Annotated in this window: 25 protein-coding genes and 1 riboswitch; of the genes, 13 read left to right on the top strand and 12 right to left on the bottom strand. The window is 57.1% G+C overall.

The window, feature by feature from the left end; genetic code table 11:
- Complete coding sequence (rsmJ, locus tag ABLU86_RS11680) at window positions 1–753, top strand: 16S rRNA (guanine(1516)-N(2))-methyltransferase RsmJ (protein WP_015369267.1); 753 nt, start codon at window positions 1–3, stop codon at window positions 751–753.
- A 128-nt stretch (window positions 754–881) separates the two neighbouring features.
- On the opposite strand, the gene dtpB is transcribed toward rsmJ, so the two are convergent.
- Window positions 882–2,354, bottom strand: a complete 1,473-nt coding sequence (gene dtpB / locus ABLU86_RS11675; protein WP_020077742.1) for a dipeptide/tripeptide permease DtpB — start codon at window positions 2,352–2,354, stop codon at window positions 882–884.
- 266 nt (window positions 2,355–2,620) lie between these two features.
- A complete protein-coding gene (uspA, locus tag ABLU86_RS11670; RefSeq protein WP_004145166.1) occupies window positions 2,621–3,058 on the bottom strand; it encodes a universal stress protein UspA in 438 nt (145 codons plus the stop codon).
- A 383-nt stretch (window positions 3,059–3,441) separates the two neighbouring features.
- On the opposite strand from uspA, the gene uspB reads away from it, so the two are divergent.
- Complete coding sequence (uspB, locus tag ABLU86_RS11665) at window positions 3,442–3,777, top strand: universal stress protein UspB (protein ID WP_015703743.1); 336 nt, start codon at window positions 3,442–3,444, stop codon at window positions 3,775–3,777.
- A gap of 65 nt (window positions 3,778–3,842) precedes the next feature.
- Here the strand turns inward: uspB and pitA are convergent, their stop codons facing one another.
- Window positions 3,843–5,339 (bottom strand): inorganic phosphate transporter PitA, encoded by a 1,497-nt coding sequence (pitA, locus tag ABLU86_RS11660; protein WP_015369272.1) that lies wholly within the window; start codon window positions 5,337–5,339, stop codon window positions 3,843–3,845.
- A gap of 230 nt (window positions 5,340–5,569) precedes the next feature.
- Here pitA and ABLU86_RS11655 point away from each other — a divergent pair, with 230 nt between their 5' ends.
- Window positions 5,570–6,763 (top strand): NAD(P)/FAD-dependent oxidoreductase, encoded by a 1,194-nt coding sequence (locus tag ABLU86_RS11655; protein ID WP_047079885.1) that lies wholly within the window; start codon window positions 5,570–5,572, stop codon window positions 6,761–6,763.
- A gap of 39 nt (window positions 6,764–6,802) precedes the next feature.
- Here ABLU86_RS11655 and ABLU86_RS11650 read toward each other — a convergent pair whose 3' ends face one another.
- The gene (locus ABLU86_RS11650; RefSeq protein WP_015369274.1) at window positions 6,803–7,816 is read right to left on the bottom strand and encodes a magnesium transporter; all 1,014 of its coding nucleotides are present in this window, start codon (window positions 7,814–7,816) and stop codon (window positions 6,803–6,805) included.
- Window positions 7,817–7,872: 56 nt separating this feature from the next.
- Window positions 7,873–8,054, bottom strand: a riboswitch (M-box (ykoK) riboswitch).
- 158 nt (window positions 8,055–8,212) lie between these two features.
- On the opposite strand from ABLU86_RS11650, the gene ABLU86_RS11645 reads away from it, so the two are divergent.
- Window positions 8,213–8,488, top strand: coding sequence for a type II toxin-antitoxin system HicA family toxin (locus tag ABLU86_RS11645; RefSeq protein WP_015703741.1), 276 nt, complete (start codon window positions 8,213–8,215; stop codon window positions 8,486–8,488).
- On the top strand, window positions 8,485–8,844 hold the full coding sequence (locus tag ABLU86_RS11640; RefSeq protein ID WP_015703740.1) for a type II toxin-antitoxin system HicB family antitoxin: 360 nt from the start codon (window positions 8,485–8,487) through the stop codon (window positions 8,842–8,844). Before ABLU86_RS11645 ends, ABLU86_RS11640 begins: the two co-directional genes overlap by 4 nt.
- A 27-nt stretch (window positions 8,845–8,871) precedes the next feature.
- On the opposite strand, the gene nikR is transcribed toward ABLU86_RS11640, so the two are convergent.
- The 7 genes from nikR to ABLU86_RS11605 form a co-directional block, all read right to left on the bottom strand.
- Window positions 8,872–9,273, bottom strand: a complete 402-nt coding sequence (gene nikR / locus ABLU86_RS11635; protein ID WP_020077744.1) for a nickel-responsive transcriptional regulator NikR — start codon at window positions 9,271–9,273, stop codon at window positions 8,872–8,874.
- Window positions 9,261–10,052, bottom strand: a complete 792-nt coding sequence (gene nikE / locus ABLU86_RS11630) for a nickel import ATP-binding protein NikE (protein WP_020077745.1) — start codon at window positions 10,050–10,052, stop codon at window positions 9,261–9,263. The genes nikR and nikE overlap by 13 nt, the downstream gene beginning before the upstream one ends.
- The gene (locus tag ABLU86_RS11625; RefSeq protein ID WP_020077746.1) at window positions 10,049–10,813 is read right to left on the bottom strand and encodes a nickel import ATP-binding protein NikD; all 765 of its coding nucleotides are present in this window, start codon (window positions 10,811–10,813) and stop codon (window positions 10,049–10,051) included. The genes nikE and ABLU86_RS11625 overlap by 4 nt, the downstream gene beginning before the upstream one ends.
- Window positions 10,813–11,646, bottom strand: a complete 834-nt coding sequence (gene nikC, locus ABLU86_RS11620) for a nickel ABC transporter permease subunit NikC (protein WP_032713130.1) — start codon at window positions 11,644–11,646, stop codon at window positions 10,813–10,815. The genes ABLU86_RS11625 and nikC overlap by 1 nt, the downstream gene beginning before the upstream one ends.
- A complete protein-coding gene (nikB, locus tag ABLU86_RS11615) occupies window positions 11,643–12,587 on the bottom strand; it encodes a nickel ABC transporter permease subunit NikB (RefSeq protein WP_015703735.1) in 945 nt (314 codons plus the stop codon). Before nikB ends, nikC begins: the two co-directional genes overlap by 4 nt.
- Window positions 12,587–14,155, bottom strand: coding sequence for a nickel ABC transporter substrate-binding protein (gene nikA, locus ABLU86_RS11610; protein WP_047740247.1), 1,569 nt, complete (start codon window positions 14,153–14,155; stop codon window positions 12,587–12,589). Before nikA ends, nikB begins: the two co-directional genes overlap by 1 nt.
- A 117-nt stretch (window positions 14,156–14,272) precedes the next feature.
- Entirely contained in the window at window positions 14,273–15,133 is an 861-nt protein-coding gene (locus ABLU86_RS11605) for a LysR family transcriptional regulator (protein ID WP_015703733.1), read from the bottom strand.
- A 97-nt stretch (window positions 15,134–15,230) separates the two neighbouring features.
- Here ABLU86_RS11605 and ABLU86_RS11600 point away from each other — a divergent pair, with 97 nt between their 5' ends.
- The 8 genes from ABLU86_RS11600 to arnF all read left to right on the top strand — a co-directional run bounded on the left by ABLU86_RS11600 (window position 15,231) and on the right by arnF (window position 23,505).
- Window positions 15,231–15,737, top strand: a complete 507-nt coding sequence (locus ABLU86_RS11600; RefSeq protein ID WP_026612202.1) for a phenolic acid decarboxylase — start codon at window positions 15,231–15,233, stop codon at window positions 15,735–15,737.
- A gap of 392 nt (window positions 15,738–16,129) precedes the next feature.
- A complete protein-coding gene (gene arnB / locus ABLU86_RS11595) occupies window positions 16,130–17,269 on the top strand; it encodes a UDP-4-amino-4-deoxy-L-arabinose aminotransferase (protein ID WP_015703732.1) in 1,140 nt (379 codons plus the stop codon).
- A 1-nt stretch (window position 17,270) separates the two neighbouring features.
- Window positions 17,271–18,254: an undecaprenyl-phosphate 4-deoxy-4-formamido-L-arabinose transferase gene (gene arnC / locus ABLU86_RS11590; protein WP_015369284.1), complete on the top strand. Its 984-nt coding sequence runs from the start codon at window positions 17,271–17,273 to the stop codon at window positions 18,252–18,254.
- Window positions 18,251–20,236 (top strand): bifunctional UDP-4-amino-4-deoxy-L-arabinose formyltransferase/UDP-glucuronic acid oxidase ArnA, encoded by a 1,986-nt coding sequence (gene arnA, locus ABLU86_RS11585; protein WP_072383314.1) that lies wholly within the window; start codon window positions 18,251–18,253, stop codon window positions 20,234–20,236. Before arnC ends, arnA begins: the two co-directional genes overlap by 4 nt.
- On the top strand, window positions 20,233–21,135 hold the full coding sequence (gene arnD, locus ABLU86_RS11580) for a 4-deoxy-4-formamido-L-arabinose-phosphoundecaprenol deformylase (protein WP_042895061.1): 903 nt from the start codon (window positions 20,233–20,235) through the stop codon (window positions 21,133–21,135). The genes arnA and arnD overlap by 4 nt, the downstream gene beginning before the upstream one ends.
- Window positions 21,132–22,787 carry a lipid IV(A) 4-amino-4-deoxy-L-arabinosyltransferase gene (gene arnT / locus ABLU86_RS11575; protein ID WP_015369287.1) on the top strand — a complete coding sequence of 552 codons (1,656 nt, stop codon included), beginning with the start codon at window positions 21,132–21,134 and terminating at the stop codon, window positions 22,785–22,787. The genes arnD and arnT overlap by 4 nt, the downstream gene beginning before the upstream one ends.
- Window positions 22,784–23,122, top strand: a complete 339-nt coding sequence (gene arnE / locus ABLU86_RS11570) for a 4-amino-4-deoxy-L-arabinose-phosphoundecaprenol flippase subunit ArnE (protein ID WP_015369288.1) — start codon at window positions 22,784–22,786, stop codon at window positions 23,120–23,122. Before arnT ends, arnE begins: the two co-directional genes overlap by 4 nt.
- Complete coding sequence (gene arnF / locus ABLU86_RS11565) at window positions 23,122–23,505, top strand: 4-amino-4-deoxy-L-arabinose-phosphoundecaprenol flippase subunit ArnF (protein ID WP_047038058.1); 384 nt, start codon at window positions 23,122–23,124, stop codon at window positions 23,503–23,505. The genes arnE and arnF overlap by 1 nt, the downstream gene beginning before the upstream one ends.
- On the opposite strand, the gene acpT is transcribed toward arnF, so the two are convergent.
- A complete protein-coding gene (acpT, locus tag ABLU86_RS11560; RefSeq protein ID WP_348796276.1) occupies window positions 23,489–24,076 on the bottom strand; it encodes a 4'-phosphopantetheinyl transferase AcpT in 588 nt (195 codons plus the stop codon). The genes arnF and acpT overlap by 17 nt on opposite strands.
- Window position 24,077 lies beyond the last annotated feature (1 nt).

Here is a 24,077-nt window from a genome sequence, read left to right as displayed (position 1 = left end):
GTGAAGATCTGCTTAATTGATGAAACAGGCGCCGGTGACGGCGCCTTATCTGTTTTGGCCGCCCGTTGGGGGCTGGAGCATGATGCAGAGAATCCGATGGCGCTGGTGCTGACGGACGAGCATCTGGAGCTGCGTAAGCGCGATGAGCCAAAGCTTGGCGGCATCTTTGTCGATTTCGTCGGCGGCGCGATGGCTCATCGCCGCAAGTTTGGCGGCGGCCGCGGTGAAGCGGTAGCCAAAGCGGTGGGTATTAAAGGCGATTATCTGCCGGATGTGGTTGACGCCACCGCCGGCCTGGGGCGCGATGCCTTCGTGCTGGCGTCGGTCGGCTGCCGCGTGCGGATGCTTGAGCGTAACCCGGTGGTCGCCGCGCTGCTCGACGATGGTTTGAAACGTGGCTATGCCGATGCGGAGATCGGCGGCTGGCTGCAGGAGCGCTTACAGTTGATTCATGCATCCAGCCTCAATGCGTTGACCGATATCACCCCGCGCCCGCAGGTGGTGTATCTGGATCCGATGTTTCCCCATAAGCAGAAAAGCGCGCTGGTCAAAAAAGAGATGCGGGTATTTCAGTCGCTGGTGGGGCCGGATTTAGACGCCGATGGTCTGTTGGCGCCGGCTCGACAGCTGGCAACCAAACGAGTGGTGGTGAAGCGTCCGGACTATGCGCCGCCGTTGGCGGATGTCGCCACGCCTAACGCGGTAGTGACCAAAGGACATCGGTTTGATATTTACGCCGGTACTCCGGCGTAATTTTTCGCCGTTGTGATATCACCCGGATAGCGGCGCAAAGCGCCTTATCCGGGCTACCAAATTGTAGCGCGAGCCGGGAACCTCAATATTTAAACAAACGGCGCCAGCGGATCGGCCATCTCAAACGGTTACTCGGCGCTGGCCGGGGTATTAATCATCCGGTTCAGCCACGGCACCATAAAGGCCATCACCACCGTCACCGCCAGGGTCACGAGACCAATTTTACTAAACACGTTGGTGTAGATCGGCAGCGTCTGCAGCGGGTCGGTTATATTTTCCGGTACCGCGGTGAAGGTCGCGACATAGCCGCCCATCAGGAACGCGGCGGCCTGAGTCAGGAACCACATCCCCAGAATAAAGCCCATCAGCCGCTGCGGAACCAGCGCGGCAACCATCGCCAGGCCCAGGGCGCTAATCAGCAGTTCGCCGAGACTCTGGAACAGATAAACCAGCACGATAAACCACGGCGAGGTGAGCCCCTGCGGGTCGGCAAACCACATCCCGGCCGCCGCGGCGGTCAGGAAGCCCAGCGCGCAGAGGAACATGCCGAGAGTGAATTTCATCGGCATGGTCAGGTCTTTACCTTTGTTGCCAAGACGGGTGTAGATAGCCGCCAGTACCGGGCTGGCGACCACCACCCAGAACGGGTTCAATGCCTGGAAACTCACCGGGTTAATTGCGATGCCGAGAATGTCGTGATGCACGTTATTGATGGCGAAGAAGTTCAGCGAGGTTGGCATCTGGGCATACAGGATATAAAACACCACCGCTTCGAGCATCAGGATGAAGGCGACGAACATCTTGTTGCGGCCGGTTTTATCGAGGCGGAAAGCTTCGCGGAAGAAGAAAATCGTCACCACGATGGACAGCACGATCAGCACCAGGTTGGCGATTTTAACGTTATGCATCAGCCAGGCGCAGAGGAAAATCATCACCACGGTGCCGACCAGCACGTACAGCAGATTACGGAAACTCAGCGGCTGATGATCCGGGGTTGAACCGATATCTTTCACCATTCCGCGGCAGGCGAAGTAGACCAGCAGCGCGACGATAAGCCCGGCGCCGCACAGATTGTAGGTCACCGCATAGCCGAACTTATCGGCAATAACCGGCGCCAGCGACAGCGAGAGCAGCGAACCGATGTTAATCGACATATAAAACAGGGTGAAGGCGCCGTCGAGACGGGCATCTTTAGGCGGATAGCATTTTGATAGCAGGCTCGCGGGATTGGCTTTAAACAGCCCGTTGCCGACGGCGATAGTGCCAAGCGCGATAAAGATAAGGTCGGGTTTGAGCAGCGACAGACCGGTCATAAAATAGCCGATTGCCAACACGATGGCGCCGAGCACCAGCGTGCGTTTGGTTCCAAGCAGATGGTCACCGACATAGCCGCCGATGGAAATGAGGCCGTAGACCAGCGCCGCAAAGGCGCCAAAGGTGATAAATGCCTGTTCCTGAGAGAAACCAAGCTGTTTAACAAAGAACACCGCCAGGATGCCCTGGACGCCGTAATAGCCAAAACGCTCCCATAACTCTACAAAAAAAATCATGAAGAACGGACGGGGTTGCTGTAGCAAACCCGTAGGTGCAGTTGTTTTCATATTCCTTCGCCTTTTAGTGCTATCCCAAAAAGTATGAACGCGTCTGCCAAAACGCGCCGAAAAAGTCTGATGGCCCATAATGATTCGGCCATTGGCTGAATGTATAGATTATTATATAGATATTAATTCTAATAAATGGTTGATCACACTAACCGATATTAATTATCTGGATTGATATCCTGATGGGATCGGTGCGCTTCAGGCGGGATACAGCATAAAAACAAAAACGCCCGCAGGCGCGGGCGTTGGCTGGCGAGGAAAAGCGATTATTCGTCTTCTTCGTCGCGCAGCGGTACGATCAGCATATCAACGTGAACGGTGTTGATCAGCTGACGCGCGGAGGACATCAGCTTGCTCCAGAAATCCTGATGGTGACCGCAGACCACCAGGTCCATATCATATTTTTTAATCGCATCGACCAGCACCTGGCCCAGATCGCCGCTGCCGCTCAGGGTTTCGGTAATCGGGTAGCCAGCGTTAGTGGAAAGCTCGGTCAGCGCGTGGTGCGTTTCTTCAGAGATGCGTTTCTGCATGTCGCCCAGATTAACATCGATAAGACCGGTGTAGAGGTCGGAGTAATTCACATCCACGTGAATCAGGGAAACTTTCGCATTGTAGGGACGCGCCATAGAAACCGCTTTCTCTACCAGCACTTTGCTTTCCGGTGATAGGTCTACTGCAATAAGAATGTGTTTGTAAGCCATAGTGTTACTCCTTCCATAAGTTGTCGATGACCGTTGGACCAGACAGCCTGTGCTGTCGATTCGCCCGCGTCCTGCAAGCTAGATTCGCGGGGGGTAAGCCTTTAAGGACTTAATTGTAGAAGATAATTTCTACAATATAGCGCCCCTCGCACTCCGTCAATGCACCTGGTTCACCGTTAGTTAAACAAATTATTCCGTCTTACGTATTGATAACGATTAACCTTGTGGTAAAAAAATTAACTGATCTCCTACACTATTTAATGAGCCGGTCGGATAAATAAACGTGACCGGAATCGCACTCTTTTACTGTACGGTGGGTTGGATGATATTGGGGAGCGGTAGTCCCGGAGGGATCTCCGTGGATGGGTCGCCGGGGAGGAAGTATGATCAGCACTGTTGCGCTGTTTTGGGCCCTGTGTATCGTTTGTGTGGTGAATATGGCACGTTACTTCTCATCGTTGCGTGCATTATTGGTTGTGCTACGTGGTTGCGATCCCTTGCTCTATCAATATGTTGATGGCGGAGGTTTTTTCACCTCGCATGGGCAGCCCAGTAAACAAATGCGGCTGGTTTGGTATATCTATGCCCAACGATATCGCGATCATCATGATGACGAGTTTATTCGTCGCTGTGAGCGTGTTCGCCGGCAGTTCATCCTGACCAGCGCGCTGTGTGGTCTGGTGCTGGTGAGTATGATTGCACTGCTTATCTGGCATTGAGCTGCCTGAATTGAGTGCAAAAAAAATGGGCCAGTTTCCTGACCCATTTTTCGCATGGCTATTGCTTAGATAAGCTTCAGAGCCAGCCAGTACAGCACGCCTGACAGCAAAATGGCTGCCGGCAGGGTGAGTACCCATGCCATCAGGATGCTGGTGACGGTTTTCTTCTGCAGACCACCGCCATCAACGAGCATCGTCCCCGCAACCGAGGAAGAGAGCACGTGGGTGGTGGAAACCGGCATGCCGGTGTAGCTGGCAAGGCCGATAGAAACCGCGGCGGTCATCTGGGCGGACATACCTTGCGCGTAGGTCATACCCTTCTTACCAATCTTCTCGCCGATAGTGGTCGCCACGCGGCGCCAGCCGATCATGGTGCCAATACCCAGCGCCAGCGCGACCGCCATAATGATCCAGATTGGCGCGTACTCGATGGTGCTTAGCATATCGGTTTTCAGTTTCTTCAGCAGGCGCTGGTCGTCAGTGCTCACATCCGGCAGTTTGGCCACTTTGTCGGTGGTGTCGGAGATGCAGAGCATAATGCGACGCAGCTGGCCGCGCTGATCCACTGACAGTGTATCGTAGCTTTCCGTACCGGTGAGCATTGTCTTCACGCGGTCAAGCGCGTTGATGGTGTTCGCCGGATGGCAGTGAAACTCGCCGTTGGCCGCGGTATTGGTTTCCGGTGACGGAACCAGTTGATCAACGCCGGTGGCTTTCTTCAGCAGCTCAGGGCGCTGTTGGAAGAAGGTTTCCACGTTGTTGACTGCATCGCGGGTACGAGTGATTTCGTAACCAGACGCGTTCATGTTGACCACGAAGCCCGCCGGCGCGACGCCAATCAGTACCAGCATGACCAGACCAATGCCTTTCTGCCCATCATTGGCGCCGTGCGAGAACGACACGCCGATAGCGGACAGGATCAGCGCGATACGGGTCCAGAACGGCGGTTTTTTCTTACCGTCTTTCTTTTCGCGTTCCGCTGGGGTCAGGTGTATACGAGCGCGTTTTTTGGTACCGCTCCAGTAACGACGCAGAATGAAAATCAGGCCGCCCGCTACCACCAGGCCAACAATCGGCGAGACGATAAGTGAGGCAAAAATGCCGATGACTTTCGGGATATTCAGCGCATCCACCACTGAAGTACCGGTCATCAGCGCATTGGTTAAACCAATACCGATGATGGCGCCAATCAGGGTGTGAGAACTGGAGGCCGGTAGGCCGAAATACCAGGTTCCGAGGTTCCAGATGATTGCCGCCAGCAGCATAGAGAACACCATGGCGAGGCCATGTGCGGAACCCATGTTAAGCAGCAGGTCCGTTGGCAGCATATGCACGATGGCATAGGCTACGCTGAGACCGCCCAGCAGAACGCCGAAAAAGTTGAAGAGTGCCGCCATCGCAACAGCAAGCTGCGACCGCATTGCGCGAGTGTAAATCACCGTTGCAACTGCGTTTGCGGTATCATGAAAACCGTTAATCGCTTCGTAAAACAGTACAAAAGCTAAAGCAAGCAATAATAATAGTCCGGTATGTAAATCCAGACCGGCAAATAAATGTAGCATAGGACGTTACGCCATTTTGAGGACATGAACGCGGCGCATTATCAGTGACTTTAGCGGCGCGGGCAAAGTGAAATATAGACTTTTTTTGATTTTCTTCCTGTTTGGTTTCTACCCGGTTGGGAGTAATCCTATATCTTTCAAAGACGTAACTGAATGTTGTTTTTTTCGTGCTGGTGTGACCAGAGTGAAATATTTACAATTCCCGACAATTGGGGAATGAGGAAAGTTGAGTGGAAAGGTTTGATGCCATTGTGATCGGTGCCGGTGCGGCGGGAATGTTTTGTGCGGCGCAGGCGGGGCAGTTGGGCTGCCGGGTGCTGCTGCTCGATAATGGCAAAAAGCCGGGGCGCAAAATCCTGATGTCCGGCGGCGGCCGCTGCAACTTTACTAACATGTATGTCGAACCCGCGGCATATCTCAGCCAAAACCCGCATTTTTGCAAATCTGCGTTGGCGCGCTATACCCAGTGGGACTTTATCGAGCTGGTTGGCAAATATGGTATTGCCTGGCATGAGAAGACCTTAGGTCAGCTGTTTTGCGATGATTCCGCGGAGCAAATCGTCAATCTGCTGCTGTCGGAATGTGAAAAAGGCGGCGTACAGATCCGTCTGCGCAGCGAAATTCTCAGCGTCGAACGCGATGAACAAGGCTACCGGCTACAGGCGAACGGCGAAATGCTGACGGCGAAGAAGCTGGTGATCGCTTCCGGCGGCCTGTCGATGCCGGGGCTGGGCGCGTCGCCGTTTGGTTACAAGGTGGCCGAACAGTTTGGTCTGAAGGTGCTGCCGACCCGCGCGGGTCTGGTGCCGTTTACCCTGCATAAACCGCTGCTTGAGCAGCTGCAGGTGCTTTCCGGCGTTTCGGTGCCCTCTACGATTACCGCCGAGAACGGTACGCTGTTTCGCGAAAACCTGCTATTTACCCATCGTGGCCTTTCCGGCCCGGCGGTGCTGCAGATTTCCAGCTACTGGCAGCCCGGCGAGTTTGTCACCGTCAACCTGCTGCCGGACTGCGATCTTGAGGCGTTCCTCAACGAGCAGCGGGGCGCTCATCCCAACCAAAGCCTGAAAAATACCCTGGCGATGCAGCTGCCGAAGCGGCTGGTCGAATGTTTACAGCAGCTTGGGCAGATACCTGATGTGACACTGAAGCAACTGAACGTTCGCGATCAGCAGGCGCTGGTGGAGACGCTAACCGCGTGGCGCGTGCAGCCGAACGGAACTGAAGGTTATCGTACCGCGGAAGTGACCCTCGGCGGCGTGGATACCAATGAGCTTTCGTCACGCACCATGGAGGCGCGCAAAGCGCCGGGGCTTTACTTTATCGGTGAAGTGATGGACGTCACCGGCTGGCTTGGCGGCTATAACTTCCAGTGGGCGTGGTCAAGCGCCTGGGCCTGCGCGCAGGCGCTGGCGGAAGCTTAATCAGAGAGCCCGGGCACCCTGGCGCCCGGGCTGTTTCGATCAGTTCAACCCAAGAAAATACTGGGCGATTTTGAAATAGATAATCAGCCCGGTGCCATCTATCAGCGTGGCGATAAACGGCGCGGAAACCACCGCCGGGTCGATACCGATCCGCTTAAGCAACATCGGAATAACCGAAGACACCACCGCGCTCCACAAAGTAATGCAGACCAGCGTCAGGCTGACGATCAGCGTGATTTCCATGCCAATCCCCATCATCCAGGCGCGCAGGCAGCCCGCCAGACCCAGGGTCAGGGCAATCAGAAACGAGGTCGACACCTCTTTGCGGATAACCCGTCCCATGTCACGTAAACGGACTTCACCCAGCGCCATCGAACGCACCAGCGTTGAGGTGATCTGAGTTCCGCTGTTGCCGCCGGTGCCGATCAGTAACGGGATGAAGAAGGCCAGTGCGATGGCCGATTCCAGCGCCTCTTCAAAATGCTGCAGCACGCTGCTGGTGTAGGCTTCGGCAACAAATAACAGTAGCAGCCAGACCGAGCGTTTCTTCCACAGCGTCCACGGACTGATTTCCAGATACGGTTTTTCCAGCGGTAGCGTCGCCCCCTGCAGCTGGGCGTCTTCGGTGACGTCATCCTCCAGCAGATGGGCAATTTCTTTTTCCATCAGGCAGCCGACCAGCTCGCCTTTATCGACAACCGGCACCAGATCGAGGCCGCGCTCGGTGAGTTCGGCAATAACCTGAGGGCGCTCATCGTCGGGTTTGACGCGAAACAGACAGCTGTCCATCAGGTAGCGAATAGACTGGCCTACCTCTGCCTCCTGCAAAAGTTTTTTGACTGATAAGCTGCCGCGCAGCTTGTTACCGGCGACGACAAATACCTGGCCGGGAATATCGTCGCTGGCGAGCTGCGAGATAAAGTGTTCACGCGCCTCATGGACGCTGAAATGTTCCTGCAGCGTAATAAAGTCGGTACGCATGTACTGGGCGATCGCATCGCCGTCGAAGCCAGAGGTCGCCTGATGCGCGGCGCAGAGTTGAATGGAAGACATGATTAAAATCCCTATAAAAAATCACTCATAGGGGCGAACAAGACAGGGTTAGCGCAGGCAGATCCCTACGTCCTGGTTTTAGCACTGCATAACGTATCTGAACGGTTAATACCGCCAGAAGTTACCTTGGCAACACCTTGATTCGATGGAAGCCTGTATTTCCCTGAGTGGTCTCTCTCGATACCAACAGGGCGGTAACTTGTATTTATGCAGGAGCCTCGCCATAACGAGATCGTTAAATGAGGCGCCATTATTGGCGAACAGGGATAATTAACAAAGCGTATAGTTTATGTGGTTTATCAACTGTTGATAAACAAACTTCATCAGGACACAGCTTGACTTCATCTTGTGCTATCATGATATTGACTTCAATGGATGAAGTCATGGAGCAAGGCGATGGAGCAGCAGGTTTTATCTTTACGTAAAAAACAGCGCAACACGCTGGAGCAGCTGTTTAAAACCCCCGTGCCGCAGGGTATTAAATGGGCCGACATTGAATCGCTAATTAAAGCGTTAGGTGGGGAGATTAAAGAAGGACGCGGCTCGCGCTGTAAATTTTTGTTGAACCACAGCATTGCCAGCTTTCACAGGCCTCACCCTTCGCCGGATACTGACAAAGGCGCCGTGGAGAGCGTGCGCGATTGGTTAATCACTATAGGGGTAAAACCATGATCAAACCTAAAACGCCAAATTCAATGGAGATTGCCGGGCAGCCTGCTGTTATTAACTACGTGCCTGAACTCAATGCATTCCGCGGTAAGTTCCTGGGATTATCAGGATATTGCGATTTTGTTTCCGATAGCATTCAAGGGTTACAACAGGAGGGCGAGATATCATTACAGGAATATCTTGCTGATTGTCGTGAAGCGGGCATCGAGCCTTATGCTCAGCCGGAAAAGCTGAAAACCTTCACATTGCGCTATCCTGAATCATTTGGTGAGCGTCTTAGCTCCGCCGCTGCAGAGGAGCAGGTTTCCGTAAATACCTGGATCCTTGAGACGCTCAATGAACGTCTCAAACAGGCTTAAAACAATCTGCATCAAATTGCCATCGTTTTAATTATCATCCGCTAAACACTGCAAATGCCCATGCCGCACGCCGCGCTGGGCAATCACCTCGTCGGCAAAATGCTGTACTTCGTCCATGTTGCCTTTTAGCACCGCGATCTCCAGACAGTCATCATGATTGATGTGGACATGTAACGTGGCGACCGAGAGATCGTGATGCTGATGCGAAGAGGCGACCAGCCGGCTCGCCAGTTCGCGTTTTTCATGCTCATACACGTACGACAGAACCGCATAGCCGCGTTGCGCCGGCTGCTGTAGCGGATTGTGATGAAGAGCGTCACGCAGAATATCGCGCACCGCTTCCGAGCGGTTGTGGTACCCGCGGTGGGCGCTGTGCGCGTCGAGCGCGGCCAGCAGATCATCATCCAGAGTCAGGGTTACGCGCTGCATAGCATGGCCTCGTTAAGCAGAGTGCGGGGAAAGGGCGGGAGTACCGCGCGTTGTAGCGCCTGTCCGGCAGCGGATGTAAGGCGCAGCGGCAAACTTACTGCGGCCGTTTCGACGATGCGTCCGCTATCCATCACCAGTACCCGTTGGCAAAAACGCTCCACCAGCCGCAGGTCGTGGGTAATAAACAGGCAGGCGGTGGCGAACTGCGCCTGCAGGCGTTTGAGCAGGGCGATAATATCCGCCTGAAGCATCAGATCGAGATTCGATACCGCTTCGTCGAGAATTAATAGCTGCGGCCCGACCACCAGCGCCCGCGCCAGGCACACGCGCTGCAGCTGTCCGCCGCTGAGCTGCGCCGGACGCTTGTCGAGCAGCGCCGGGGCGAGGTCAACCGCCAGCAGCATCTCCTCCACCCGCTGCGTACGCTCTTCACGCGATAAACTAAACAGGTGCCGCAGCGGCTCGCTGATAATCTCGCGCACCGTTTTGCGCGGATTCACCGCGCTAATGGCATCCTGAAACACCAGCTGAATATCGCGGCGAAAGGCGCCGATCGCCTCCCCCTTCAGGGAGGTCAGCGATGCGCCGCGCCAGGCGACATCGCCATACCGCGGCGTTTCGAGACCGACCAGCATCCGTGCCAGGGTACTTTTGCCGCAGCCGCTGCGCCCGAGCAGCGCCACCGTTTCACCGAGGGCGATGTCGAACTGGATATCGCGCAATACCGCACCGTGGTGGGGATAATCGTGGCTCACTGCGTTCACGCTGAGTAAATTCATGGTGTTTTCTCCAGGCCATATAGCGCCAGATGGGCGGCCAGCAGGCGCTGGCTGAGCGGGTGCTGTGGGGCGCTAAATAGCGTGTTAACGTCGCAGCGTTCAACAAGACGGCCGTTTTCCATCACCACCACGTCATGCGCCAGCCGGGCGACAACGCCCATATCATGGGTCACCAGCAGCAGCCCCTGCCCTCGGTTGGCGACGATATCCGCCAGCAGGTCGAGAATGCGCGCCTGGGCGACGGCATCAAGGTCGGTGGTGGGTTCGTCGGCGATGATAAACGGCGCGCGGCTGAGCAGGGCCAGGGCCACCATCATCCGCTGCAGCATGCCCCCGCTCATCTCGAAGGGATAGCGCTTGAGCAGCGAGAGCGGATTTTCCAGCCCCACCTCTTCCATCGCCGCCAGCAGCGCGACGTTATTGGCCTCGTGGCCCGCTGCCCGGCAGGTTTCCCGCGCATGCGCCGCCATGGTGTGCAGCGGATTAAAGGCGCTGCGCGGGTTTTGCATAATGGTGGCGATGGTCGCGCCGCGCAGCTGTTCACCGTATACCGGGATACCGTCGAGCAGCACCCTGCCCGCGGTTTGTCTGACGCCGGGCGGTAAAATGCCGAGCGTGGCGGCGCAGGTCAGCGATTTACCGCTGCCGCTACTGCCGAGCAGCGCCAGTACCTGACCGCGACGCAGGGTTAGGGAAACGTCGCTGACCAGCGGACGGTCGGCGACGAGCGAAAGTTGTTCCAGTTGGATCTTTTGCGGCATCAGTGGTTATGCTCCGCGATCAGCTGAGGATCGAGACGATCGCGCAGCGCGTCGCCCACCAGATTAAAAGCCATCACGCTGATAAACAGCGCCAGTCCGGGCCAGACCATTTGCAGCGGCTGCGTCCAGATGTACTGGCGGGCGTCGTTGATCATCACCCCCCATTCCGCCGTCGGCGCGCTGACGCCGAGGCCGAGGAATGACATCCCGGCTACGTGGAGCATCATATGACCGATATCCAGCGAGGCGAGCACCAGCAGCGAAGGGATCACCGCGCCGGCCAGATGGTCACGAAACAATGGCCAATGTCCCGCGCCGCTCAGGCGCGCGGCGAGAATAAACTCGCGCTGGCGCAGAGAGACCACCAGATTGCGCACCATCCTTGCGTACCAGGCCCAGTGCGACAGCGCAATGGCGATAATCACGTTGCTAAGACCGGTACCGAGTACACCGACCATAAAGAATGACAGTATTGAAGTCGGGAAGGTCATAAACAGCTCGGCCAGGCGCATCAGGCCGCGATCGACACGTCCGCCCACCATCCCGGCGGCGCCGCCCACCGTAAGGCCGATCAGCAGCACCAGCAGCAGGCAGGCCATCACCGCGCCCAGCGAGACGCGGGTGGCGGCGAGAAGGCGCGAGAAAATATCCCGCCCGAGATGATCGGTGCCGAGCCAGTGGGCGTCGCCCGGAGAGAGCAGACGTTGATGGAGATCGATGGCCGCCGGGTCATAGGGCAGCCACCAGCCGCTGCTCATGGCGATTGCCGCCAGCAGCGCAATAATGAGTAGCGCCAGTTTTACCGGCCAGCGGAAGGTCGCGAACAGCGTCATACGGCGGCCTCCTCATGGCGGCGCAGGCGCGGATCGAGCGCGGCGTTAAGCAGGTCGACCGCCAGATTGGCCAGCACGAACACCGCCACCATCATCAGGGTAAAGCACTGGATCACCGGGTAGTCGCGATTGAATATCGCGGAAACCGCATAGCGACCGACGCCGGGCCAGGCGAAGATATTTTCGATGATCATCGTCCCGCCGATCAGCTCGCCGATGTGCATACCCAGCGCCGTCACTACCGGCAACGTCGCGTTACGCAGCACGTGTCGCCGCTCCACCTGACCCTCGCTCAGCCCGCGCAGACGCGCCCAGACCACGTGGCGCTGGCTGGACACTTCCAGCATGCTGGCGCGCAGCAGACGGGCATTGATCGCCAGCGACATCAGGGCGATGGAAAACGCCGGTAGTAGCAGATGTCGCCAGCCGCCGTAGCCCATCGCCGGTAGCCAGCGCAGATGGACGGAAAAGAGCATTACCAGCAAAAATGCCAGCCAGAAGTTGGGCATTGAGACGCCGAGGAAGGCAATCAATCGTACGGCGAAATCAGGTAAGCGGTCGCGATGCCGCGCCGCCCAGATCCCCAGCGGTAGCGAGGTCAGCAGAATAATCACCAGCGCCGCGCCGGTGAGCTGCAGCGTCGCGGGCAGAAAATGCAGCAGGTCGTCCAGCACCGGGCGCTGGCTGGCGTAGGAGACGCCAAAATCGAGATGCAGCGCGCGCCACAGCCAGTGTAGATACTGCAGCGCCAGCGGCTGATTGAGCCCGAGCTGCTCGCGGGTAGCGGCAATCATTTCGCTGGTGGGCGGCACGTTGGAGAGACGCAGATAGTCCAGCGCCGGGTCGCCGGCGCCAAGACGTAATAACAGGAAGATGATCGCCGAGGCGGCAAGCAGCATCAACGGCAGCGGGAGCAGGCGGCGAAGGAGATATTTCAGCATCATGGCGCCACCGGCGTAATCAGCTCTAACGGCAGATCGGTGGTCACCGGCGCGAAGGGCACTTCGCCGAGCGTTTTGCGGGCGACGGACATCAGCGAGACGTAGCTTATCGGCAGATAGACCGCTTCGTTGTGCAGACGGGTGAGGATATCGCGATACAGCTCGCGACGGCGGCCCTCGTTGGTGGTAGTCAGGACCTCGCCGATCTCTTTATCAATCACTGCTTTATCCGGCAGGCCGCGCTGCGCCTGATAGTCGGCGTGCGAAGCGACGCGCATTGAGCTCATAAACGCGTGCGGGTCGAACGGCGCGCCCCAGGTATGGTTGAAAATCATCGTGAAGCGGCCATCGTGCTGGCGAGCGTAGATACTGCTCTCCTCTTCGCCGACCAGCGCGACATCGATACCTACCTGGCGCAGGTCGGCCTGGATGATTTCCGCCATCGATTTGGCCAGCGCATCGGTGCCGATAAACGCCAGTTCAAGTCGCAACGGGCGCCCCTCTTTTTCACGAATATCCTTGCCGGGCGTTAGCGTCCAGCCGGCGTTTTCCAGCAGCGTACGGGCCTTATCCGGATTGAAGCGGCGCGGCGGCAGATCATCCGGCGCGTAAGGTACCGAGGGCGCGAAAAGCGTGTCGGCGACCTGTTGGGTGCCGTACAGCACGCCGTCAATGAGCGCCTGTTTATTGACGGCATAGTTAAGCGCCTCGCGTACCGCTAAATCATTCGTGGGCGCTTGCAGCGTATTGAGCGCCAGCATCACGGTTTGCGTCGGGGCGGAAAGACGCGTGTGATACTCATCCTGCTGGCGAAAACGGGCGAACGTATCCAGCGGTAGTAGCCCTTCATCACCGTACAGCAGATCAACTTCACCGGTTTCAAAGGCGACCGCCCGGCTGGTGGCGTCGGGGATCACTTTCACGGTGACTTTTTCAAGCGCCGGTTTTTTGCCCCAGTAGCGCGGGTTGCGTACCAGCACATCCTGCTGATTAAGCTGCGAACTGGACAGCATCCACGGACCGGTGCCGATGGGCGCTTTGATGCCTCGCTGCGTACTACCGTCAACAAACTGCGAGGGGGCGATAAAACGAAACGGGCGGGGAAGGGCGAGTTCCTGCAGGAACGGGTAGTAGGCGCTTTTCAGGGTGATTTGTAGTTCGTTATCGCTGAGCGCTTGAACGTCGGTTATCTGATTGGTCAACTCCAGCCAGGCGTGCCGCTGGCGGTTGGCCAGCACCGCCTGGAAATTGGCCACTGCGGCCTGGGCGTTAAACGGTTCGCCGTTGGAGAAGTAGACATCATCGCGCAGGGTGAAACGCCAAATTTTACCATCGGCTGAGTGGATCCAGCGGGTAGCCAGCCAGGGTTTAACCCGGCCATCGGCCTGATATTTGACTAACGGCTCATACACCATACTTTGGGCGAACATTTGGTTCGGCGTATACAGATGTGGATTGAGAGGACCGACGTTAACCGGCCAGGCGATGGCGATTTCATGCATGGCGGCGGGCGCGAGCAGAGGAATGCAGGCGCAGAGCGCCAGCAAGATGGTGCGGAAAATAGACAAGGTTTACATCCAGAAGGAACGAAAAGTATGACGATTTTAATAATTTGTCATACTTAAGGAGTAACCTGGATCAATATGATGGGAGAAAACCATAACAAAATCATATGTAGCATAAGATTACGATTGTCTGAACAAATCCAACAGGGTGGTGACCTGTTCATCGAGCGGCGCCAGGTCCCGCTTGACTATCAAATGCAGCGGCGTGGCGCGGCGGGCGCCATGGCTCAGCGGCAGCGCTTTCAGCACGCCCTGTTCCAGATGTGCGCGGATCCGCTCCTCCGGCAACCAGCCGAATCCCACCTGATACAGCACCGCATCTATGGCGGCATCAATAGTAGAAAAGGTCCAGGCATCGCGGGTGGATGAGGCATCGCCGCTACGGTCGGCAATGCGGATCAGCGGCCAGGGGGCCAGCGCGTTGTCGTCCAGCGGTTCTTCCGATTGCGACAGCGGATGGTCGCGATGGGCGACCGCGATAAAATCGATATTCATCAGCCATTCGCCGCGTCCGGTAATATCCTGGCGACGGGTTAAGACCATCACATCGGCCTCGCTGCGGGCGGCGCTAGCCTCATCGATGTTTTCCAGCACTTCGGTCAGCCGAACCTGAGTTTGCGGGTAGCGTTGCTGAAACTGACGCAAAATAGCGAAGAGCCGCTGGCGGGGAAAAATGCTGTCGACGACCAGATCCAGACGGGTGCGCGCGCCGTTGCGCAGCGTCGCGGCGTGGGTCTCAACCCACGAAAAGGCCTTCAGTAACGGTTTCACCTGATTAAGCAGCAGTTCGCCAGCGGGCGTCAGCACCGCCCGTCGCCCGGACGGCGCCAGCAGCGCCACCCCTAAACGTTCCTGCAGCAGCGCCAGGTTATAGCTCACCGAAGACTGGCTGCGGTTGGTCTCTTCCGCGGCTTTGGCAAAGCTGCCCAGCTCAATCACCTTTTCCAGCAGCGCCCATTGTTCCAGCGTGGTCTTGTGCATAATTCATCTAAAAATTAGATCATTTTCATTCAAACATAGCGTTATTCATTCAATTTTTAAAGCCGTATTCTTACCTCAACGAAACAGAGGAGAATAAATAATGAGCACTTTCGACAAACATGACCTCAGCGGCTTTATCGGTAAACATCTGGTTTATACCTACGACAACGGCTGGAACTACGAAATTTACGTTAAAAATGGCACCACTCTGGACTATCGTATTCACAGCGGTATCGTTGCTAATCGTTGGGTGAAAGACCAGCATGCGTACATCGTGCGGGTAGGCGAAAGCATTTATAAAATTTCCTGGACTGAACCAACCGGTACCGACGTCAGCCTGATCGTCAACCTGGGCGACAAACTGTTCCACGGCACCATTTTCTTCCCCCGCTGGATCATGAATAACCCGGAAAAAACCGTCTGCTTCCAGAACGATCATATTCCGTTAATGAACGCCTACCGTGACGCCGGCCCGGCCTACCCGACCGAAGTGATTGATGAATTCGCGACTATCACCTTTGTTCGCGATTGCGGCGCGGATAATAACGATGTAATTAATTGCCCGGCTAATGAATTACCCGCAGATTTTCCTGCAAATTTGTAATACAGCAGAAATAATTCTGTGATCTAACGCTAATTTTTCCGCTAGATTAAAACGTAAATAAATATTTATTGCGGGCTGGTTGACGATTCGTTTACTTTCACCCGTTAAGCCCCAGTTTTCTCTATGAAACTGGGGCTTTTTGCTGCTAATTCCTGTCATAAGAAAATACTATCTATCTGATTTTAAATGAGATATTACTATTCTCGCGAAAAATATTAATTTCTTAATATTATCCTAAGCAACAGCGACTAGATTTATAACCGTCGAAATACCCTGGAATGAAATGTGGCGGTGAACCGACTTCATTTTCATTTTGTTTAAGTCCGCTGGCGCAGGATATTTCTTTCTACCGGCCCCCTTTTTTAGTGGGTTATTAATAGAACAGGAAAAAGATGAGCGAATTTCTGCCGTTTTCGCGCCCGTCGATGGGCGACGCAGAGCTGGCTGCGCTGCGTGAAGTTTTGCAATCAGGATGGATCACTACCGGTCCTAAAAACCAGGCGCTGGAAGAGGCGTTTTGCCAACTGACCGGCAACCGCCACGCCATCGCCGTCAGCTCCGCTACCGGCGGTATGCACGTTACGCTAATGGCGATGGGCATTGGCCCTGGCGACGAAGTGATCACCCCTTCGCAAACCTGGGTCTCGACGCTGAACATGATCTGTCTGCTGGGCGCTACGCCGGTGATGATCGATGTCGACCACGACAATCTGATGATTACCCCTGAGGCGGTGGAAGCGGCGATCACTTCGCGGACGAAAGCGATTATACCTGTCCACTACGCGGGCGCGCCTGCGGATATCGATGCGATCCGCGCCGTTGGCGAGCGCCACGGTATACCGGTAATCGAAGATGCCGCGCATGCCGCGGGAACGCACTATAAAGGCCGCCACGTCGGCTGGCGCGGCACCGCGATTTTCTCGTTCCACGCGATCAAAAATATGACCTGCGCCGAAGGGGGGCTTATCGTCACCGATGATGACGAGCTGGCTTCCCGCATCCGCAGCCTCAAATTCCACGGCCTGGGCGTTGACGCCTACGACCGCCAGACCCACGGCCGCGCACCGCAGGCGGAAGTGATTACCCCCGGCTTCAAATACAATCTGGCCGATATCAACGCCGCGCTGGCGCTGGTGCAGCTGGATAAGCTGGCGCAGGCGAATCAACGTCGCGCTGAAATCGCCCAACGCTACCTGCGCGAGCTGGCGGATACCCCCTTTAAGCCGCTGACCATTCCGGCATGGGATCACCAACACGCCTGGCACCTGTTTATTATCCGCGTTGATGAAGCGGCCTGCGGCATCAGCCGCGATGTCCTGATGGAAAAACTCAAAGCCATGGGCATAGGCACCGGTCTGCACTTCCGCGCGGCCCATACGCAAAAGTATTACCGCGAGCGTTTTCCTGAAGTTTCGTTACCGAATACCGAATGGAACAGCGCGCGCATTTGTTCTATCCCGCTGTTCCCGGATATGACCGACGACGATGTCACCCGCGTCATTACCGCGCTGCATCAGTTGTCAGGACGTTGATATGCTTACTTATCCTCCCGTAAAAAAAGTCTCGGTGGTGATCCCGGTTTATAACGAACAGGATAGTCTGCCGGAGCTGCTGCGTCGGACCGACGCCGCCTGTGCGACGCTAGGACGCCAATATGAAATTCTGCTAATCGACGACGGCAGCAGCGACGATTCCGCGCGCATGCTGACCGAGGCCGCCGAAGCCGAAGGCAGCCACGTGGTGGCGGTGCTGTTGAACCGCAACTACGGCCAGCACTCGGCGATTATGGCCGGTTTCAGCCATGTCACCGGCGATCTGATCATCACCCTCGATGCCGACTTGCAAAACCCGCCGGAAGAGATCCCGCGGCTGGTGGCAAAAGCCGATGAAGGCTATGACGTGGTCGGTACCGTGCGCCAGAACCGTCAGGACAGCATCTTCCGTAAATCTGCCTCGAAGATGATTAACCGCCTGATTCAGCGAACCACCGGTAAAGCCATGGGCGACTACGGCTGCATGTTGCGTGCCTATCGCCGCCATATCATCGACGCCATGCTCAACTGCCATGAGCGCAGCACCTTTATCCCGATTCTGGCGAATACCTTCGCCCGCCGGGCGGTCGAGATCCCGGTGATGCACGCCGAGCGCGAATTCGGCGACTCCAAATATAGCTTCATGCGTCTGATTAACCTGATGTATGACCTGGTGACCTGTCTGACCACCACCCCGCTGCGTTTACTGAGTATTTTCGGCAGCGTGATAGCCCTGTTGGGCTTCGCCTTCGGCCTGCTGCTGGTGGTGCTGCGTCTGGCCTTCGGTCCGCAATGGGCGGCGGAAGGGGTGTTTATGCTCTTCGCCGTGCTGTTCATGTTCATCGGCGCCCAGTTTGTCGGTATGGGCCTGCTCGGGGAGTATATCGGCCGCATCTATAACGATGTTCGCGCCCGTCCCCGTTACTTTATTCAACGTGTTGTTCGCCAGCCGGAAACGGCGTCTCAAGAGGAAGATCGTTCATGAAAGCAGTAGTCTTCGCTTATCACGATATGGGTTGCGCAGGTATTCAGTCACTGCTGGATGCCGGGTATGACATTGCCGCTATTTTCACCCATCCGGATAACCCTGGCGAAAACCAATTCTTTGGTTCCGTTGCCCGCATTGCCGCCGAGCAAGGTATCCCGGTATGGGCGCCGGAAGATGTTAACCATCCGCTGTGGATTGAACGTATTCGCGAGATGAAGCCGGATGTGCTGTTCTCGTTCTACTACCGCAACCTGCTGTGCGATGAGATCCTGAATATCGCGCCGAAGGGGGCTTTCAACCTGCATGGTTCTCTGCTGCCGAAATACCGCGGTCGCGCGCCGCTGAATTGGGTACTGGTCAACGGCGAAAGCGAAACCGGTGTGACCCTGCACCGGATGGTTAACCGCGCCGACGCGGGCGATATCGTCGCTCAACAAGCTGTGGCTATCGGCCCGGATGACGCGGCGCTGGCGCTACACCGTAAGCTGTGTGCCGCCGCCTCCGATCTGCTGGGCCAGGCGCTGCCGGCTATTCGTGAGGGTAAGACTGAGGAGCGGGCGCAGGACCACAGCCAGGCGACCTACGTTGGCCGTCGTACCCCGGAAGACGGGCGTCTCGATTGGGACAAACCGGCGCAGACTCTGCACAACCTGGTGCGTGCGGTATCCGATCCGTGGCCGGGCGCCTTCGCCTATGCCGGCGCGAACAAATTTATCGTCTGGAAATCCCGCGTGCGCGCCGATCTGCCGGCGGCGAAGCCCGGCACCGTTATCTCCGTCGCGCCGCTAGTGGTTGCCTGTCAGCAGGGGGCGCTGGAAATCGTCACCGGCCAGACCGAACGCGGCGTTTACATGCAGGGCGCCCAGCTGGCGCAGGCGCTGGGGCTGGTGAGCAGCGCGGTGCTGAGCAGCAAACCGGTGGTGGCGGTGAAGCGCCGTACCCGCGTGCTGATCCTCGGCGTCAACGGCTTTATCGGTAACCACCTGACCGAGCGCCTGTTGCAGGACGACAACTATGAGATTTACGGCCTGGATATCGGCTCCGACGCCATCAGCCGTTTCCTTGACTGCCCGCGTTTCCACTTCGTTGAAGGCGATATCAGCATTCACTCCGAGTGGATCGAATACCACATTAAGAAATGCGATGTGGTACTGCCGCTGGTCGCGATCGCGACGCCTATCGAATACACCCGTAACCCGCTGCGCGTGTTCGAACTGGATTTCGAAGAGAACCTGAAGATCATCCGTGACTGCGTGAAATACAATAAGCGCATTATCTTCCCGTCGACCTCGGAAGTGTACGGCATGTGCACCGACAAAAACTTCGACGAAGATAATTCCAATCTGGTGGTCGGGCCGATCAACAAACAGCGTTGGATCTACTCGGTTTCTAAACAGCTGCTGGACCGCGTGATCTGGGCCTATGGCGATAAGAACGGCCTCAAGTTCACCCTGTTCCGTCCGTTCAACTGGATGGGGCCGCGTCTGGATAACCTTAATGCCGCACGTATCGGTAGCTCCCGCGCCATCACTCAGCTGATCCTCAACCTGGTGGAAGGTTCGCCGATTAAGCTTATCGAAGGCGGCAAACAGAAGCGCTGCTTCACCGATATCAGCGACGGTATCGAAGCGTTGTTCCGCATCATTGAGAACAAAGATGGTCGCTGCGATGGTCAGATCATCAACATCGGTAACCCGGAAAACGAAGCTAGCATCAAAGAGCTGGCGGAAATGCTGCTCGCCTGCTTCGAGCGCCATCCGCTGCGCGATCGCTTCCCGCCGTTCGCCGGCTTCCGCGAAGTGGAAAGCAGCGATTACTACGGTAAAGGCTACCAGGACGTTGAGCATCGTAAACCGAGCATTCGCAACGCGAAACGCTGCCTGAACTGGGAACCGACCGTCGAGATGGAAGAGACCGTTGAACACACTCTGGACTTCTTCCTGCGCACCGTTGAGCTCACGGACGATAAAAACTCATGAAACAAGTCGGCTTACGCATAGATGTCGATACCTTTCGCGGGACGCGTGATGGCGTACCGCGGCTGCTGGCCCTGCTGGGCAAGCACGGGATTCAGGCAAGCTTCTTTTTCAGCGTCGGGCCGGACAATATGGGGCGCCATTTATGGCGCCTGGTAAAACCGAAGTTTCTGTGGAAAATGCTGCGCTCCAACGCGGCCTCGCTGTATGGCTGGGATATTCTGCTGGCCGGCACCGCGTGGCCGGGGCGCAGGATTGGCGCGGGTAACGAAGAGGTTATTCGCGCCGCCGCGCACATCCATGAAGTGGGCCTGCACGCCTGGGACCACTACAGCTGGCAAGCGTGGAGCGGCGTCTGGCCGCAGGAACGTCTGACGCTGGAAATTGAACGCGGTCTGCTCGAACTGGAACGCATTATCGGCCGCCCGGTGACCTGCTCCGCCGTCGCCGGCTGGCGTGCCGACCAGCGGGTGGTAAAAGCGAAAGAATCCTTCGATTTCCTCTACAACAGCGATTGTCGCGGCACGCGGCCATTCCTGCCGCAGATTGGCGGCGGGGCCTCCGGCACCGTACAAATTCCGGTGACGCTTCCCACCTGGGATGAAGTGGTCGGTAGCGCCGTCGATACCGCTGGCTTCAACCGCTATCTGCTGGACTGCATTCATCGTGACAAGGGAACGCCGGTCTATACCATCCACGCCGAAGTGGAAGGCATTGCCTACGCCGATCAGTTCGATGCGCTGCTGACCATGGCGGAGGAAGAAGAAATACAATTTTGCCCACTGAGCCAGCTGCTGCCCGCTGACTTTAGCGAGCTGCCGTCAGGCAAAGTGGTCCGTGGTGAGCTGGCTGGCCGGGAAGGTTGGCTTGGACGTGAACAATTACTGGGCTCGGGTGTATGAAAAGCATTCGTTATGGCATCTCTCTGGTTGTACTCTTTGCGCTGTATTACTTATTGCCGTTAAATTTCCGTTTGCTGTGGCAGCCTGATGAAACCCGCTATGCCGAGATCAGTCGTGAAATGCTGGCCTCCGGCGACTGGGTGGTGCCGCATCTGCTGGGCCTGCGTTACTTTGAAAAGCCGATTGCCGGTTACTGGATTAACAGTATTGGTCAGTGGCTATTTGGTCATAATAACTTTGGCGTGCGTTTCGGTTCGGTCTTCGCCATTACCGTCAGCGCGTTGCTGGTGGCGTGGCTGGCGTGGCGTATTTTCCGCGATAAACGCGTGGCGATCCTGTCGCCGGTTATCTTCCTGACCGCGATGCTGGTATACGGTATCGGAACCTATGCGGTGCTGGATCCGATGATCACCATGTGGCTGGCGCTGGCGATGTGCAGCTTCTGGGGAGCCTCCCAGGCGCAGAGCCGCAGCGGGAAGATGTTGGGTTATGTCCTGCTGGGAGTCGCCTGCGGTATGGGGGTGATGACCAAGGGCTTCCTGGCGCTGGCGGTACCGGTGGTTGGCGTGCTGCCGTGGGTGATGGCGCGTAAACGCTGGCGCGAAGTGCTGACCTACGGCTGGCTGGCGGTGGCGGTCTGTACGTTGGTGGTGCTGCCGTGGGGATTGGCTATTGCCAATCGCGAACCCGATTTCTGGCGCTATTTCTTCTGGGTCGAGCATATTCAGCGTTTCGCTGAGAAAGACGCGCAGCATAAAGCGCCGTTCTGGTACTACATTCCGTTCCTGATTGCCGGCAGCCTGCCGTGGTTGGCGCTGTTACCGGGCGCGCTGAAGCGCGGCTGGAGCGAGCGCGATGATGCCCGCGGCGCGCTGTATCTGCTAGGCTGGATAGCGATGCCGTTCCTGTTCTTCAGCATCGCCAAGGGAAAACTGCCGACCTACATTCTGCCGTGCTTTATGCCGCTGTCGATTTTGATGGCCCGCTACGCGCTGGATGCCGCGAAGGCGGGGGCGAAAGCGCTGCGCATCAACGGCATGATCAACCTCGGTTTTGGTCTGATCGGCCTGGTCGCCGTGCTGGTGGTCTCGCCGTGGGGCGTCATGCATAAGCCGGTGTGGACGAAGATCGAGCTGTATAAATGTCTGCTGGCGGCGATTGCCTTTGCCGTATGGGCGCTGATGGGCTGGCTGGCGATAAAAGACAACGGTCGTCGCTGGACGCTGGCCGCCATCTGTCCGCTGGGAGTGGCGCTGCTGGTGGGCTTCGCTATCCCGGATCGGGTTATCGACAGCAAACAGCCGCAGTTTCTGGTGGATATTGTTAGCGAATCGCTGGCGCCAAGCCGCTATGTACTGACCAACAGCGTCGGTATCGGAGCGGGGCTGGCGTGGGAGCTCAAGCGTGACGACATCATCCTGTATGAAAGGCAGGGGGAGCTAAAATATGGCCTCGGCTGGCCGGATGCGCAGAGCAAATTCGTGTCGACTCAAGCTTTTGCTGATTGGCTGGCGGCGCACCGCCAGCAGGGACCGATCTCACTGGTGCTGCTGATGGATAAAGGTGAAACGATGAACGAACTGGCGTTACCGAAACCTGATAACTCCTACGAGCTGGGGCGCGTGGTGTTTATTCAGTATCTGCCGCAATGAGTGTCTGGTTCTGTCTGATACTCGCCAGTCTGCTTAGCTGCGCCGGTCAGCTGTGCCAGAAGCAGGCGACCCGGCCGTCCCGTAGCGGGCGGCGCGGGCGGCATATTTTGCTGTGGCTGGGCTTAGCCCTGCTGGCGCTCGGCGGCGGTATGCTGCTGTGGCTGGGGGTACTGCAGGCAATCCCGGTCGGTATTGCCTATCCGATGCTGAGCCTCAATTTTGTCTGGGTGACGCTGGCGGCATGGGGCATCTGGCGCGAGCCGGTGGCGCGCCGCCACTGGCTTGGCGTCGGGCTGATCGTCGTCGGTATCGCCGTTCTGGGGAGTAGCGTCTGATGGGGTTAATCTGGGCGTTATTGAGCGTCGGGCTGGTCAGCGGCGCGCAGCTGTTACTGCGCAGCGCGATGGTCGAGCTGCCGCCATTGACCGATATCCTGACCTTTCTCAATTATCTACTGCATTTGCGCACCGGTACCTTCAGCCTGGGTTTCGGCCTGGTTGGCTATCTGCTGTCGATGGTCTGCTGGTATTTCGCGCTACACCGCTTACCGTTGGCCAAAGCTTACGCGCTGCTCAGCCTGAGCTACATTCTGGTGTGGGCCGCCGCCATCTGGCTGCCCGGCTGGCACGAGCCGTTTTACTGGCAATCGCTGCTGGGCGTGCTGATTATTATCGCCGGCGTGCTGACTATCTTCTGGCCGGTCAAGCCGCGCCGTTGAAACATTGAATGTGCGCCGCCGTCAGCGAGAACGGCGTTGGCGTACAGACCGCAATACTTAACCCTTGATACTGAATCTGGCTTAATGACAGCGCGCCGCGAAAGGCGCTGTCAACAGAGGCCATCTGCCAGGCGCTGCCGCCGCGTTGCTTTACCAGCGCTTCTTTGCGCGTCCAGATTTGCCAAAAGGCGGCTAGCTGCCGCTCCGGCGGTTCGCGCTCCAGTTCCTGATGCTCGCCCTCGCTAAACAGGGCGTTGGCCAACCGCTGCCAGCCGTTGCGCGGACGAATCACTTCGATATCGCAGCCAACCTCGCCTTCATCGCTCAGCAGCAGGGCAATATGGTCGCCGCTGTGGCTAAGGTTAAACCACCGCCCGCAGCCGGGCGGGAAAGCCGGTTTGCCCTGCTCGCCATACGCAATATCCGCCAGCGGGGCCGCCGCATGCGCCAGCAGCGCGCGCCCGGCAAGCCAGCTTGCCCGCCGCGGGCCATCAGGGGCCTGGGCCGCTAACCCAGTCGGTAACGGCAGGGCACTAAGCGTTGAGATTTGGCCAAGGATAAGCTGATACATT

The organism is Klebsiella sp. JN_Kp121 (genome assembly GCF_040062145.1).
Classification (GTDB): Bacteria; Pseudomonadota; Gammaproteobacteria; order Enterobacterales; family Enterobacteriaceae; genus Klebsiella; species Klebsiella aerogenes.
This window is presented reverse-complemented; position numbering and strand designations above follow the sequence as displayed.